The 14,926-nt window shown below is 33.9% G+C and carries 14 protein-coding genes and 1 tRNA gene; 11 read left to right on the top strand and 4 right to left on the bottom strand.

Annotation, left to right across the window (positions count from 1 at the left end; translation table 11 throughout):
* From recA to PHC28_RS07265, 11 genes are all read left to right on the top strand, one after another.
* A partial coding sequence (gene recA / locus PHC28_RS07315) for a recombinase RecA (protein WP_300097840.1) occupies positions 1-945 on the top strand: 945 nt, incomplete at its 5' end.
* Positions 946-1,170: 225 nt separating this feature from the next.
* On the top strand, positions 1,171-1,449 hold the full coding sequence (locus PHC28_RS07310) for a hypothetical protein (RefSeq protein ID WP_300097837.1): 279 nt from the start codon (positions 1,171-1,173) through the stop codon (positions 1,447-1,449).
* A 29-nt stretch (positions 1,450-1,478) separates the two neighbouring features.
* Positions 1,479-2,483: a hypothetical protein gene (locus PHC28_RS07305; protein WP_300097834.1), complete on the top strand. Its 1,005-nt coding sequence runs from the start codon at positions 1,479-1,481 to the stop codon at positions 2,481-2,483.
* Positions 2,484-2,900: 417 nt separating this feature from the next.
* Positions 2,901-2,972 (top strand) — tRNA-Arg (locus PHC28_RS07300).
* A gap of 136 nt (positions 2,973-3,108) precedes the next feature.
* Positions 3,109-3,546: a GNAT family N-acetyltransferase gene (locus PHC28_RS07295; protein ID WP_367278004.1), complete on the top strand. Its 438-nt coding sequence runs from the start codon at positions 3,109-3,111 to the stop codon at positions 3,544-3,546.
* Positions 3,547-3,642: 96 nt separating this feature from the next.
* Positions 3,643-5,103, top strand: coding sequence for an oligosaccharide flippase family protein (locus PHC28_RS07290; protein WP_300097831.1), 1,461 nt, complete (start codon positions 3,643-3,645; stop codon positions 5,101-5,103).
* A gap of 45 nt (positions 5,104-5,148) precedes the next feature.
* Entirely contained in the window at positions 5,149-5,583 is a 435-nt protein-coding gene (gene dut / locus PHC28_RS07285; RefSeq protein ID WP_300097827.1) for a dUTP diphosphatase, read from the top strand.
* A gap of 110 nt (positions 5,584-5,693) precedes the next feature.
* Entirely contained in the window at positions 5,694-6,704 is a 1,011-nt protein-coding gene (locus tag PHC28_RS07280) for a sugar phosphate nucleotidyltransferase (RefSeq protein ID WP_300097823.1), read from the top strand.
* 123 nt (positions 6,705-6,827) lie between these two features.
* A complete protein-coding gene (locus PHC28_RS07275) occupies positions 6,828-8,180 on the top strand; it encodes a tetratricopeptide repeat protein (RefSeq protein WP_300097820.1) in 1,353 nt (450 codons plus the stop codon).
* Between the two features lie 6 nt (positions 8,181-8,186).
* Positions 8,187-8,972, top strand: a complete 786-nt coding sequence (locus PHC28_RS07270; RefSeq protein WP_300097817.1) for a DUF4292 domain-containing protein — start codon at positions 8,187-8,189, stop codon at positions 8,970-8,972.
* A 23-nt stretch (positions 8,973-8,995) separates the two neighbouring features.
* Positions 8,996-10,303, top strand: a complete 1,308-nt coding sequence (locus PHC28_RS07265; protein WP_300097814.1) for a peptidoglycan DD-metalloendopeptidase family protein — start codon at positions 8,996-8,998, stop codon at positions 10,301-10,303.
* A gap of 60 nt (positions 10,304-10,363) precedes the next feature.
* On the opposite strand, the gene PHC28_RS07260 is transcribed toward PHC28_RS07265, so the two are convergent.
* The 4 genes from PHC28_RS07260 to PHC28_RS07245 form a co-directional block, all read right to left on the bottom strand.
* Positions 10,364-11,320: a transglutaminase family protein gene (locus PHC28_RS07260; protein ID WP_300097811.1), complete on the bottom strand. Its 957-nt coding sequence runs from the start codon at positions 11,318-11,320 to the stop codon at positions 10,364-10,366.
* Between the two features lie 5 nt (positions 11,321-11,325).
* On the bottom strand, positions 11,326-12,279 hold the full coding sequence (locus tag PHC28_RS07255; protein ID WP_300097808.1) for an alpha-E domain-containing protein: 954 nt from the start codon (positions 12,277-12,279) through the stop codon (positions 11,326-11,328).
* A 44-nt stretch (positions 12,280-12,323) separates the two neighbouring features.
* Positions 12,324-13,760, bottom strand: coding sequence for a circularly permuted type 2 ATP-grasp protein (locus PHC28_RS07250; RefSeq protein WP_300097804.1), 1,437 nt, complete (start codon positions 13,758-13,760; stop codon positions 12,324-12,326).
* A 321-nt stretch (positions 13,761-14,081) separates the two neighbouring features.
* Positions 14,082-14,926: polysaccharide deacetylase family protein (locus PHC28_RS07245; protein WP_300097801.1), on the bottom strand; the 845-nt coding region annotated here is incomplete at its 5' end.

Raw genomic sequence — 14,926 nt, 5'->3', positions numbered from 1 at the left:
AAAACTTACGGAAAAGGCACCGTAATGAAAATGGGCGACAAAGCCATTGTAGAAGTAGAAACTATTTCTTCTGGATCTTTGGGAATCGATTTAGCCTTGGGAGTTGGAGGTTATCCAAGAGGAAGAGTGATTGAAATATACGGTCCGGAATCTTCTGGAAAAACAACTTTGACTTTGCACGCCATTGCCGAAGCCCAAAAAGCAGGTGGAATTGCTGCTTTTATAGATGCAGAACACGCTTTCGATAGAAATTATGCCGAAAAATTAGGCGTTGATATCGAAAACTTAATCATATCGCAACCCGACAACGGGGAACAAGCTTTGGAAATTGCCGAGAACTTAATTCGTTCTGGAGCAATTGATATTGTGGTAATTGACTCGGTTGCTGCTTTGACTCCAAAAAGTGAAATCGAAGGCGAAATGGGAGATTCTAAAATGGGTCTTCATGCTCGTTTGATGTCTCAAGCCTTAAGAAAATTAACTGGAACCATCAGCAAAACCAATTGTACCGTTTTCTTCATCAACCAGTTGAGAGAGAAAATTGGCGTAATGTTCGGAAATCCAGAAACTACAACAGGTGGAAATGCGTTGAAGTTTTATGCTTCGGTTCGGTTGGATATTCGTCGTTCAACTCAAATAAAAGATGGCGATAATGTTCTTGGAAACAGAACCAAAGTGAAAGTGGTAAAAAACAAAGTGGCTCCGCCTTTTAAAGTGGCTGAATTTGACATTATGTATGGAGAAGGAATTTCGAAAACAGGTGAAATCTTAGATTTGGCCGTTGAATTCGAAATCATCAAAAAAGCGGGTTCTTGGTTCAGTTATGGCGACACCAAATTAGGACAAGGTCGTGATGCTGTGAAATCGTTAATCAAAGACAATCCTGAATTAGCCGATGAATTGGAAGAAAAAATCAAGGCCAAGATTAAAGAAAATAACGCTTAAAATTAGAAAAGAGTTCGCGATGGTGAACTCTTTTTTTCTTTAATTTTAAATTCAACTTTCTGAAGAATACCAAAAGGGAGTGAAATTATTTAATAAAAAATGTGGTTTGTAAGAATTTATTTTTACTTTAGAACTCAAATTTTAAAGCATACTAATTTATGAAAAAAAACAAAAAACAAAAAACAAAATTTAAACTTTAAGTTTTGTTTAGTTGCTTTGATTTTGATGCTTTTCTCTTGTAGTCCTGAAGATACTGCAGTAATAAATCCAACCGATGCCATTACAAATCAACTAAAAAAAGATTTGAAACTGGATCAATTTAAAAATCAAACTTTTGCTAAGAATTTGGTTGTAAATTGGGAAAGCATAAAGAGAACGGAGAAGGATGGAATTGAAATTTATGAAATGGAGGTTGAAGAAAAAAATCCGACCATAATCAAATCCAATTTATTTCAAAACAAATTAAAGTACGAGTTGATTAGCATCAGATTTACTCTTATTTAATTGAAATCTATTCTGGTTTAAATCAAACTTTGTATCCTAATTCTATCCAAAAAATAGACAGCTTTACCGGTACACTTAATGTTTATGAATTGTACGGAAAGCAAATAGACCAACTAGTGGTGATTAAAGGAAAAAGTATAAATCCATCCACCAATAATGCACTAATACCTCTAAACGATGTCATTAATCAATTTCATTTAGAAAATAAGAAAACAGTCAGCGTACCCGTATGTCATCTTTCAGGACATGTCTATGTTACTTATTCATCCTACACGGATCATTATTACAATATAACCGTTGGGAATATTACCGCAAAAAAGTACGCTTACACCACAATTACAACTTACACCGTAGATGAACCTATGAGCGTGCCTTGTGGACAATCTGAAACTTCTTATGAAACCTACAAATATGTAACTATTAGAAATGAAGTTATTGATAATCTATTCGACCCTTGTGATAAATTAAAGACACAAAACAGTAATTCTGCTTTTAAAGCAAAAATAGATTTACTTAAAAAGAACACAGGTTTATTAAAAGAAACTGGGGTGGTACAAAAAGCAGATGGAACATTTCTAGATTATGTTAGTAGCAGTAATCCAAACACTATGACTCCCCCTGCAGGATCTAATTTTAAGGGTGGTATTCACGTCCATATAAACCCTTATCCATCAGGAAAATTTCGTGCTGATGGATCGCCCATAATGTCAGTACCTATCCCAATGTTTTCACCTACGGATATTAATGTGTTTTTAGAGACCTTAGTTAATACAAAAACCAATAATATTCCTATAGCCGATGTTTATTGTACAATGGTTTCTAGCTCCGGAACCTATACTTTGAAATTTACTGGTAATATTGCCGATGTAAACACGAATTTTAATTGGGGAACTGAATTAGATAAAAAATTCATAGCAGCAAAAAACGAATATGGTATAGAAAAAGGGTTTCTACTATTTTTAAAAGACAATATAGGCATCAATGGGATTACCTTATATAGTCAGCCCTTAAAAAGACCTATTTTTAAGGGCTGACTAATTAGTTTACTGTGATTCTGGATAGACCAATTCTTGGTTTCTTATAGCAATGATTTACTATATTTAAGTAAAAAGTCTTGATAAAACTAATGAAAACCATATTTCTGCCTATCGGCAGACATATCTATGTGTTAAACAAATAAAATAAATGCCTTATATCAATAAACCCAATATGTGTATTATCGCCAAATTGTAAATTGTAAATTCATACCAATTAAATAAAATTTGATACATTTGCTGGCATTAAAACAGCACTTAGTACGTTTATTCGTTCTTGATTTATAGAAATCTATAGCCCAAAATGTCTCTATAATATTGTTTTATAGGTGATACAATTTCCTCAAGCCTGATGTGAATTGGTTAGATAACATAATATTCTGAAAATCATCAGAAATGATAGCCTTTTTTGGTTTCAGCCCCGTAGTTCAACGGATAGAATGGGAGTTTCCTAAACTTTTGATCCGAGTTCGATTCTCGGCGGGGCTACTTTAAAAGAAGCCGTCTCATAACAAAATTTGAGACGGTTTTTTTATTTATTTTTTTATAAAAAACCAGCTTCGGTTATCAGACAGCTTCTTTTATTTGGTTAATTTTGTACCCTAATACTAATACTAATATAATTTTGAAAACCGAAGAACTCATCTCAATCGATCAAATGTTTGCTCAAATCGGAATAATTCGCCATCTGTATCCTAATATTTCTGAAGAAAAATATAAATCCTACCTTGAAGCTATGATTCCACACAATTACACCCAGATTGCGGTTTTTGATGGAGATGAATGCTTAGGACTTACTGGTTTATGGTATGGGATCAAACTATGGTCAGGGAAATATATGGAAATCGATAATTTTATTGTTCATCCCGACCATAGATCAAAAGGAGTTGGAAAACTTTTAACCGATTTTGTTAATCAAAAAGCAACCGATTTAGATTGTACGATGATTGTTCTTGACGCTTACACTAGCAATTTTACGGCTCACCGTTTTTATTACAATCAGGGTTATAATCCTAGAGGTTTTCATTTTATAAAAACCTTAAACGAAGACGGATTGACATAAATAAAGGGTTTAAAAACAATTTTTGATTGAATCAATAAAATCAAGATTAAACAAAAGAAATGGTTATTTTTGTTTTTTAATCAAATATGCTTTCACTTGGGATTATATAAAAATCTTTTCAAACAAACTGCCATTTATGGACTAGCAACGGTTTTGCCGCGAATGTTTAGTTTTTTGTTGGTGCCACTTTACACAGATTTACTTCCAAAAGAAGAATATGGCAAAGTAACCATCATTTTTGCCTATATGATTTTCTTCAATGTCATTCTAGCTTATGGGATGGAAACCTCATTTTTTAGATTTTATAACAATGAATCCGACAAAAAATCAGTAGTAGAAACCACGATGGTTTCTGTTTTTTGGTCCACAATAATCTTCTTGTTTCCAGCATTATTATTCCGAAATGCGTTAGCTGCATTTTCGGGAATAGATGTACAATACATTACCTATACAATTTGGATTTTAGTGCTTGATGCATTGGTAATTGTTCCGTTTTCGAAATTAAGAGCAACTCAAAGACCAATGGCGTATGCAATTATTAAAATTGGAAATGTGGTTGTAAACCTTGGATTAAATCTTTTCTTTTTAATTTATTTACCCAAAATAGCAGCAACTCATCCTGGAGGATTTTTAAGTTCCTTGTACGCTGAGAATTTCGAAATTGGTTATATTTTTGTTTCTAATATTATGGCGAGTTTATTGACATTTGTAGCATTGTCGCCCAATTACATTTCATTAAACTGGAATTTCGATTTCAGTTTATGGAAACGAATGATGCGCTATGGTTTGCCAATAATGATAGCTGGAATAGCCTTTGCCATCAACGAACAATTCGATAAAATCCTGTTAGGAAAATTATTGCCCATCAACATCGCCGATGCCCAAGTGGGAGTTTATTCGGCCTGTTATAAACTGGGTTTGTTTATGGTTTTATATAGAACTGCCTATACTCTAGGAATCGAACCCTTCTTTTTTAGTCACGCTTCCGAAAAAAATGCGCCTCAAACCTACGCCACTGTTACCAAATATTTCGTCATTTTTGGTTCTTTTATTTTACTGGCAGTCATCGTTTTTGCCGATGTTTTCAAACAACTTATGATTCGCGATTCCTCGTATTGGGAAGCGATGAAAGTCGTTCCTTTAATCATATTGGCCAACTTTTTTCTAGGCATTTACACTAATCTTTCTGTTTGGTACAAATTGATTGACAAGACTTATATCGGAGCCTATATTTCAATTGTTGGGGCGATTGTAACACTTGCACTCAATTTCCTGTTGATTCCCACGATGAGTTATTATGGTTCGGCAATTGCGACAATCGCAGCTTACGGTACAATGATGTTGATTTCGTACATTTTGGGCAACAAATATTACCCAATTCCGTATGATATGAAAAGGATTGGAGGCTATATGGGCTTATCGATTCTGTTTTCCATACTATCGTTTTATTATTTCAGAGAAAATTATTTTGTCGGAGTTCCATTGTTAGCGCTATTCTTATATTTCATTTATCACAATGAGAAAGAAACCATTTTAGGAATGATGAAACGAAAATAATAGACGAAATTCTTTCTAAATTGAATTCAGAAAATAAAAAATAAAATGACTATTAACATCATCAACAAATCGCAACACGACTTGCCCAACTATGAAACCATAGCCTCGGCAGGAATGGATTTACGAGCGAATCTAACCGAATCAATTACCTTGCAACCTTTAGAAAGAGCCATCGTAAAAACCGGACTTTTCATTGAATTGCCTATTGGTTACGAAGCACAAGTTCGACCAAGAAGTGGCTTGGCAGCCAAAAAAGGAATCACAGTATTGAATTCGCCAGGAACTGTCGATGCCGATTATCGTGGAGAAATTGGTGTGATTTTAGTAAATTTATCCAATGAAGCTTTCGTAATAGAAAACGGCGAACGCATTGCACAACTCATCATCGCCAAGCACGAAAGAGCCGAATGGATTGAAGTTCAAGAATTATCCGAAACATCTAGAGGTGAAGGCGGTTTTGGAAGCACGGGAGTGAAGTAAAGCCCCCTAACCCCCGAAGGGGGAATGAATGATAAATAACACAAAATAACATAATTCAAATCCTACTTACCCCTAGTAGCAGTTCCCCCTTCGGGGGTTAGGGGGCTGATATGAAAATAATAGTACCAATGGCCGGACGAGGTTCCAGATTAAGACCGCACACATTAACAATCCCAAAACCCTTAATTCCAATAGCAGGAAAACCAATTGTGCATCGTTTAGTCGAAGATATAGCAAGTGTTTTAAATCAAAAAATTGAAGAAGTTGCTTTTATCATTCACGAAAGTTTTGGCAAAAAAGTAGAAGAAGAACTAATTGCCATTGCTCAAAAATTAGGTGCCAAAGGAACGATTTACTACCAAAACGAAGCACTTGGAACCGGTCACGCCATTATGTGTGCCAAAGATTCTTTGAGTGGACCAGCCGTTATTGCTTATGCTGATACTTTAATTCGTGCCGATTTCGATTTAGATCAAAACGCCGATAGCGTTATTTGGGTAAAACAAGTAGATCATCCGGAAGCTTTTGGTGTTGTAAATTTAAACAAAGCAAATCAAATTATTGAACTAGTAGAAAAGCCTAAAGAATTTGTTTCTGACCTTGCCGTTATCGGAATTTACTATTTCAAAGATGTTGCCGTTTTAAAAAACGAATTGCAACTAGTTTTAAACAATAATATTATTCACGGTGGAGAATATCAAATCAACGATGGTATCAAGCAAATGATGGCAAAGGGTATGGTTTTTGTTCCCGGTAAAGTGGATGAATGGATGGATTGCGGAAACAAAGATGTTACCGTTGAAACCAATTCTAGAATGTTAGGATTTTTGCACAACGACGGAGAACATTTGGTAGATTACGACGTGAAATTGGAGAATTCAACTATCATTCCTCCTTGTTATATCGGCGAAGACGTGGTTTTGATTAACGCAACCGTTGGACCCAATGTATCTTTAGGAAACGGTTGTCACGTGAGTAATAGCTGCATAAAAAATAGTTTGGTACAAATGCATTCTCATATAAAAAATGCCAATTTAGACAATGCAATGATTGGGAATCACGCCAGTTTTGACGGGAATTTTACAAGCATTAGTATTGGAGATTATTCGGTGTTGGACTAAAGTCCAGCCTTACAAAATAGTTCGATCCTAAGGCTCTATTATGTTATAGGATAGTTCCGTAGGAACGAGACATATTGTAGTAACGGATTTTAATCCTTTGATTGAAATATTTGAAAAAATTAAATGAAAAAAACGGTTTTATTCTTTTTATTCTTGGTTTTGCTTTGCAATCCGGCAGTGCTATTGGCACAAACTGAACCTGAGGAAATCAAGCCTGAAACAGATAAATTTCAAGATTATTTTTATGAGTCTTTGAAGCAAAAAGGCATTGAGAATTATGATAAAGCCATAGAGGCATTAGAAGAATGTTCGAAAATAGAATCCAATGATGCTACTGTTTATTCTGAATTAGGGAAAAATTATTTAGCTTTAAAAAAATATGAACAAGCTTATAATTCATTCGAAAAAGCAACTCAGATTGACCCAAAAAACAAATGGTTTTGGTTGGGAATGTATGACGTAAATTATCAAACCAAAAATTTTAATCGGGCAATTGTCGTGGTCAATAAATTGATTGAATTTGATGAAATTTATAAGGAAGATTTGGTTTCGCTTTATATGAACACGCAACAATTTGACAAAGCGCTCTCACTCATTAACGAGTTGAATGATAAAACTGGTAAATCAGATAGGAGGGAATTATACAAAAAGCAGATTTTGTCTCAAGGGAAATATCAAAATGTTGAAATTGATAATTTGATTGACCAAATCAATAAAAATCCAAAAGAAGAATCGAATTATGTTGCCTTGATTAAGTTGTATTCGGAAAATAATGAGGCAGAAAAAGCGTTTGAAATTACACGAAAATTGGAAGCAGAAATTCCAACATCGGAATGGGCACAAGTGGGTTTATTTAAGAGTTATCTAGATTTGAATGAAGGAGAAAAAGCAGTAAATTCGATGAATACAGTTTTAGCAAGTGCCAAAATGGATTCCAAAATCAAACACCGAATCTTGAATGAATTCTTGATTTTTGTGGATAGGAATCCGCAATTTGCACCTGATTTGGAAAAAGCTATTTCTTATTTTGACAATGACGACAATGTAGATGTTGCCAAAGAAATAGGCAAATATTATCATAATAAAAAACAGTGGGACAAAGCAATTCATTATTATGAGCAAGCTATAAAAAGCAATTCAGTTGATGATGTCGAAACTAATTTGTTTTTGTTTCAAGTGTATATCGAGACGAAGCAATTTGATGTATTGGCCAAAAAAGCAACTGCAATGGTTGAATTATTCCCAACACAACCCAATTTTTATTATTTCTCTGGTTTGGCATACAATCAGTTGAAGCAATTCAAAAAAGCAAAAGAAATGCTGGAAATGGGAATGGATTATGTCATTGAGGATGTGGTTTTGGAAATCAATTTCAACATTCAATTGGGTGAATCTTATAATGGATTGGGAGATTTAAAGAAAAAAGAACTGTATTTCTCTAAAGCAGATGAATTACTAAAAACAAAAAACAAATAAATTCGAATGAAAAAATTATTGTTATTAATGATTATTGGGTTTGCTAGTTCGCTAACTTTTGTTTCCTGCAAATCGAAAGCTGTAATGGTTGGGGTAACAGAAACGGCAACACATTTAAAAGCCAATAAAATAATAGAAAACTACTACAGCAATAAAACCAACTTTTCGACATTATATATAAAAGCAAACGCTAAATATTCGGATGGAAAACAAACGCAAAATGTTACCGCCGAAATAAAAATCAAGAAGGATGAACAGATTTTGATTAGTATTCGATTTTTGGGAATCACAATGGCAAAAGCTTTGATTACGCCAACGGCCGTAAACTATTACGAAAAAATAAATGGGAGTTATTTTGAAGGCGACTTCAGTGCCTTAAGCCAATGGCTAGGGACAGATTTAGATTATAACAAAATACAAAATATGTTGCTAGGACAAGCAATTGACGATTTAAAAAAGGAAAAATACACTGAATCAGTAGATGGTCAAACTTACAGATTGGATAATGAACAGGACAACAACACCAAGAAATCATTCTATTTTGATGCCGAAAAGTTTTTTGTCGCCAAACAAGAAATAACTCAAACCGCAGAGGGAAGAATGATTCAGGTTAACTATTTAAATGACGTATTTTACAAGGAAGCAACATTGCCTTCGACGGTACTTATAAAAACCTATCAAAAGGGACGTAAAACTGAAATCAATTTAGATTATAACACGATAACCTTCAATGAAGAATTTTCTTTTCCTTATAGCGTTCCAAATGGTTATAAAAGAATTTTAATTAATTAAGTTTGCATAAATATATTTTTAAGATGCCAAAATTTCTCCTAAGCCTGATTTTTATAGCTATGACTTCACTGATGTGGAGCCAATCGACCCAACAAGAAAAATTAGAAGAACGAAAAGCCCAAATTCAAAAAGAAATTAGGGAAAATGAAGCGTTGTTACAATCGGTTAAGAAAAAGGAAAAATCGGCTGTGAATGTATTTATGATTCAAACTAATAAAATCAAACTTAAAGAAAAACTGATTAACACTACCGAGAAGCAAACTAAGTTGTTGAGCAATGATATGTACATCAATCAAATGAAAATCAACAAACTCAATAGAGAATTAGCGGTACTCAAGGAAGATTATTCTAGAATGATTGTAAAATCCTATAAAAGTCGCTCAGAACAAAGTAGAGCAATGTTTATCCTTTCGTCTAATAGTTTTTTGCAAGCCTATAAGCGAGTGCAATATATGAAGCAATATACGAATTACAGGAAATTGCAAGGCGAGGAAATACAAACAAAATCAAATCAACTTATAGTTTACAACGGAAAATTAAACGTTCAAAAAACGGCTAAACAAAAGTTAATTGTCGAAAATGAAAAGGAAAAATTGTCTTTAGAAAAGGAAAAGAAAGAACAGGAAAAACTGGTAAAAACTATTAAAAAGGACAAGAATAAGATAGCTTCTGATATCAAGAAAAAGCAACAAGAAGCGCAAGCTATTGATAGACAAATTGATAGATTAATACGAGAAGCCATTGCCGAAGCGAATAGAAAAGCTGCTGAAGAAGCAGCCATGAAGAAAGCTGAAGCTAGTAAGAAGGCTGGTGAAACAAAAGAAGAAACAAAAACGCGTGCAAAAGCCATTGTTTCTTCCACACAAGCAATGTCTTCGTCAAGAATAGTTTTGACTGCTGAAGCAAAAATATTGGCCGATAATTTCAGAGCCAATAAAGGCAAATTGCCTTGGCCAGTTGAGAAAGGCTTTGTTTCATTACCGTATGGAGATCAGAAGCACCCACAATTTAGCAACTTGATGGTTCATAATAGTGGCGTGGAAATCACAACTGATCAAGGAGCAACCGCAAGAGCCGTTTTTGGAGGAGAAGTCACGAGTGTTATTGTTTTATCACCCGTAAACAAAGCTGTGTTAATTCAGCACGGGGATTATTTTACCGTATATCAAAACTTAAGTTCCGTTTATGTAAACAAAGGAGATAAAGTGAGCATAAAGCAAAGTATTGGCAAAATAAGAACCAATGGCGACACAGGAAGAACGGTTATTAAATTTATCATTAAGCAAAACACAACTTATGACAATCCTGCTAGTTGGTTGTTTAATATGTGATAAAAAGCCTCTTGGTAGATGTTATTCTCTTCCAAAAGGTTTTCCTAAAATAAATAAAATCTACTGTTGTTGCTGTTGCTGGTATTGAAGTTGCTCGATATAGTCAAGTTGCGCTTGTTGTTCAGGGGTAACTTCTTGAAGTTGTACATTATTTATTTCCTCAAATTGTCTTCCGTCTTCATAGCCAATAGAAACAGATACTGAAAGAGTTTGTTTTGCAAATCCTTTAAAAGTACCTTTTATAGGTGTACAATCACAAAAGTTTCTTCCTACCGAAAGTTTGACATAGTTATCCATTGTCCAAATATTGTTAGTAGGATCCAGACCTAGCCAACCTTGCGTTGGAGTATAAAATTCTACCCAAGCGTGTGTGGCGCCTTCTCCTCTTAGCCCACTTTCATTAGGGCAAATATAGCCACTTACATATCTGGAAGGAATTCCGGCAGTACGCAAGAGTTGTAGTAACACACGCGCGAAATCTTGGCAAACCCCTTTTTTGATTTCTAAGAGTTCATCTACCGTTGTTTCTATATTTGTAATTCCTTTAGTGTAGGTATAATTTTTAAAAACATATTCATTGCATTGTTTAGCGATTTCAATAATAGGTTTGTCAACGCTATTCATTCTTTTCAGGATAGAAATAATTTTCTTTTGCTTTTCTATAGTTTCTGGATAGGAAAGTCGAAGTAAAGTAATGCTTTTTTCTTTTTCATTTTCTAAGTCTTTCACTGTTGTGGAATCGATTTCGGGAATTTTAAGCGAATGATTGACACGAACCAGCATTCTTGATTCGATGGTCATTTCTTCGTGTGTTTTTAAAGTATTAAAATACCCAACTCTATTGCCGTAATAATCTTTCGAAATTTCGACAACAGGATTGTTGGTTATCAAAAGTTGGTATTGAAGCACGTCTTGATTGTCAAAATTATGAGGAAAAATGCGCACCTCGTTAATACTTTCTTTTATCGGCCAATTGTATTGATATTTTGTGATGTGAACTATTTTGAAAACTGCCATTTTTATTAGGTATAGGAAAAGAATAATTTAGAAAAATCTGTTGAAAACTCGATTAGTTGTGCCTTAGTATTATTAAGCACATCTTCAAGCTGTTGATTGGTAAGATTGTGATAATCTGTAAACTCAACTGAGCTTTTGAGTCTTCCAAATTGATTGCGCAAGGTTCTAGCTTCACTCAAATTATTATCTTCAAATAAGCTGTCTAAATAGTTTTCTATCAATGTCAATGTGTAGATTACAGAATGAGCAAAATCTTTGTTGAATATAACTTGTTGAACAACTTTGCGATTATGTGGAATATTACTATAACTTTTTAAATACAATTCGTATCCAGATAATGACAGCAATAATTTTCTCCAATACAACAAATCTTCTTTCCCTTCAAGGTCATAATGAATAGGGGCAAAGTAAGCTTGTGTCATTGAAATTGTTTGCAAACATCTTTCAATATGTTTGCCAATACTTGAAAACCACCAACCCAATCCTCTTGGCATAGTGACTTGAAGAATGCCATTATACATCAAAAATTCTTTGTTGAGTTTAGAGATTATTGATAATGCCTCCGAAGTTTCTAATTTTTTTGGCAAATCAGGCGCATTCATAAAGTGATACAAGGCGTTAATGTGTTCCCATAGTTCTTTGGTTATTTTATCTTGTGATCCTCTTGCATTTTCACGCGCTTTAATAATAAGGTTTTTCACAGAATTATTATTTTGGCTATCACAAACAATATATTTCAACACGAAGGAGGTGTCATATTGTGCTTGAATTATTTGATTATGAGACAAATCAGTATAATATTCTAATAAGGGTTTATAACCCTGAGAATCCCCAGACTCTTTGTCGAAAGACAAGATATAAAGGGTGTTAAGGGTAAGTAACATTCCATCTGTCCTTTCCATATATCGATTGAGCCAAAACATTCCGTCTGCTACTCGACTAAGCATATGTACTTTCATTTTATTTTATTTTTATTAAAAAGACTTAGAAAAAAGCCTTCGATTTATTTTACTATCCAAGTATCCTTGCTTCCGCCTCCTTGCGAAGAATTGACCACTAATGATCCTTCAGTAAGAGCAACTCTTGTAAGTCCGCCTGGAACAATTTTCACGCCATTTGGACCACATAAAGCATAAGGTCTCAAGTCAACGTGTCGCAATTTTAGTTCTCCGTCTATTAAACAAGGCACGGTGCTAAGTTGAATGATAGGTTGTGCAATAAAATTACGAGGATTAGCTAAAATGGCAATTTTGGCTTCTTTCAATTCTTTTTCAGTGGCTTTGTTTCCCATAACCATTCCGTATCCACCACTTTGATTGGTTTCCTTGATAACCATATTTTCCATATCGGCAAAAACCAATTCGCGTTCTTCTAAATTTTCCATTTGGTAAGTGGGAACATTTTTTAGGATAGGTTCTTCGTTAAGGTAAAAACGTATCATATCCGGAACATAAGCATAAACAGCTTTGTCATCTGCAACTCCATTTCCCACTGCATTAACGAGGGCGACGTTACCCAGTTTGTAGGCACTCATTAAGCCGGGCACGCCTAGAGTACTATCAGGTTTAAAAACAAGTGGGTCTAAATATTCATCGTCCAAGCGTCTGTAAATAACATCAACTTGACGTAACCCTGAAGTGGTTTTCATATATACTTTGTTGTTGTTGACAACTAAATCTCTTCCTTCGACTAAAGGAATTCCCATTTGTCGAGCTAAAAAAGTATGCTCATAATAAGCAGAGTTATATACCCCAGGAGTTAATAAGACTACATTTGGATTTGGAATATTTCTAGGAGACAAAGAAATTAATATATTGTGAAAAATCATTGGATAATTTGCCACCATTTTCACATCGTTTGAAGCGAACATTTCAGGAAAAATCCTTTTTGTGATTTCCCTATTTTCAAGCATATAACTTACTCCACTAGGACATCTCAAATTGTCTTCTAGCACGTAGAATTCTCCTTTTGCCCCTCGAATTAAATCTATACCTGCAATGTGAATATGGATGTTATGAGGAACTTTAATTCCTTGAACCTCTTGTATATAATGTGGGCAGGAAGCTATTAATGAAGCTGGAATTATTCCATCTTTTATTATTAATTGTTCATTATAAATGTCTTCTAAAAACAAATTGAGTGCTTTTAGTCTTTGTTTTATTCCCGTTTCTACTTCCGTCCAATCCTTTTGAGTGATGATTCTTGGAATAATATCAAAAGGAAAAATTCTTTCGATACCCTGATTGTCGTCGCTATAAACTGTGAAGGTAATACCCTGATTCATAAAAAAATCAGCCGCTTGACTTTGTTTCTGACTTAGATTTTCGTGACTTAGGTTTTGTATTGTTTGAAATACTTTACGATAGGAACTTCTTACGCCATTGCTTGAAAACATTTCGTCCCAACCATTTGGGTTTAATTTTGGTATCATCTTCATCATATCTTTCATCGTTAAATATTTTAATATTTTATTGTAAATAATAGCTGTTTAAGACAAATTTATTGTATTGTTTTTATCGATATTATCTTTTTTGTAACTATTTGATAATTTATTTCATATTCGCTGTTTCTAGATTTTATTTTGAGAATTATATTTTTTTTTACTCTGTTTTTTTTAATTTCATATTTATAAAAATGACAAATAAACAAAAACCCCTATTTCAATAGGGGTATGTGTTAAAAAAAACAATGTATTTTTTATGAAAAGTATTTTTTAGATAGGGTAAAAGATAAAAATGTTGATTTTAAAAAATTCTAAAAATTATTTATTAAAGCTAGATTGCATTGCTTTAAGAAAACCAGTTGGAGACCAAGTTCCTGCAACGATTATTCTTCTAATGGTATAAAGAGGCTCTAAAGAATCTCTTTTAGTCGAAAGGATAAAGGCATGTTTATAACCACTTTTTTTAATTTCTGGAATAGCAGCTTGATTCCAGATTCCGTCGGGGTAAGCAAAATCATTTACGGGTTTTCCAATAATTTCTTCCAATTTCTTTTTTGGTTTTGTAAGTTGCACATTCCAATCTTCTCCAACATATTTTGTAACCATATGATGATCCCAAGAATGGGCACCAATAACATTTCCGCTATCTGACAAATTTTTAATTTGATCAATAGTCATATATTTTGGACGGTTGATCGAAATGGTCATAATAAAAAAGACTCCTTTGAAACCATATTTATTCATTTCGGCAGCCCCGATATTGAAATGTTCTTCACGAGTATCATCAAAAGTAATCATAACAGGCTTTGATGGTAATTTGCCGTCGTGAAGCAAATATTCATTGAGTTGTGCTGGTAAAATGGTATGATATCCGTTATCTGCCAATGCCTTCATTTGCTGTGCAAAATCAGCAGGAGTTACAGAGTATGTTTTCATATTTGGCCCATCACTCGCAAGGATATTACGGATGCGATGATAGCACAAAATAGGAACCTCAGGCTTCAAAAGAATCTGTTTTAAACTCGCTTCGGTTTTTAGAGGCGTTTCTTTTTTGGTTTCTTTTTGGACAAAAGGCACTTCTTTTTTTACTTTATCAGGTTTTGATTGACAGCTTGAAAACAACAAGAGTCCAATAGCAAGGTGAAACAGAATTTTTTTCATTT

Source organism: Flavobacterium sp., assembly GCF_028712645.1.
Taxonomy (GTDB): domain Bacteria; phylum Bacteroidota; class Bacteroidia; order Flavobacteriales; family Flavobacteriaceae; genus Flavobacterium.
The sequence above is the reverse complement of the archived record's forward strand: the minus strand, read 5'-3'. Positions and strand labels throughout refer to the sequence as shown.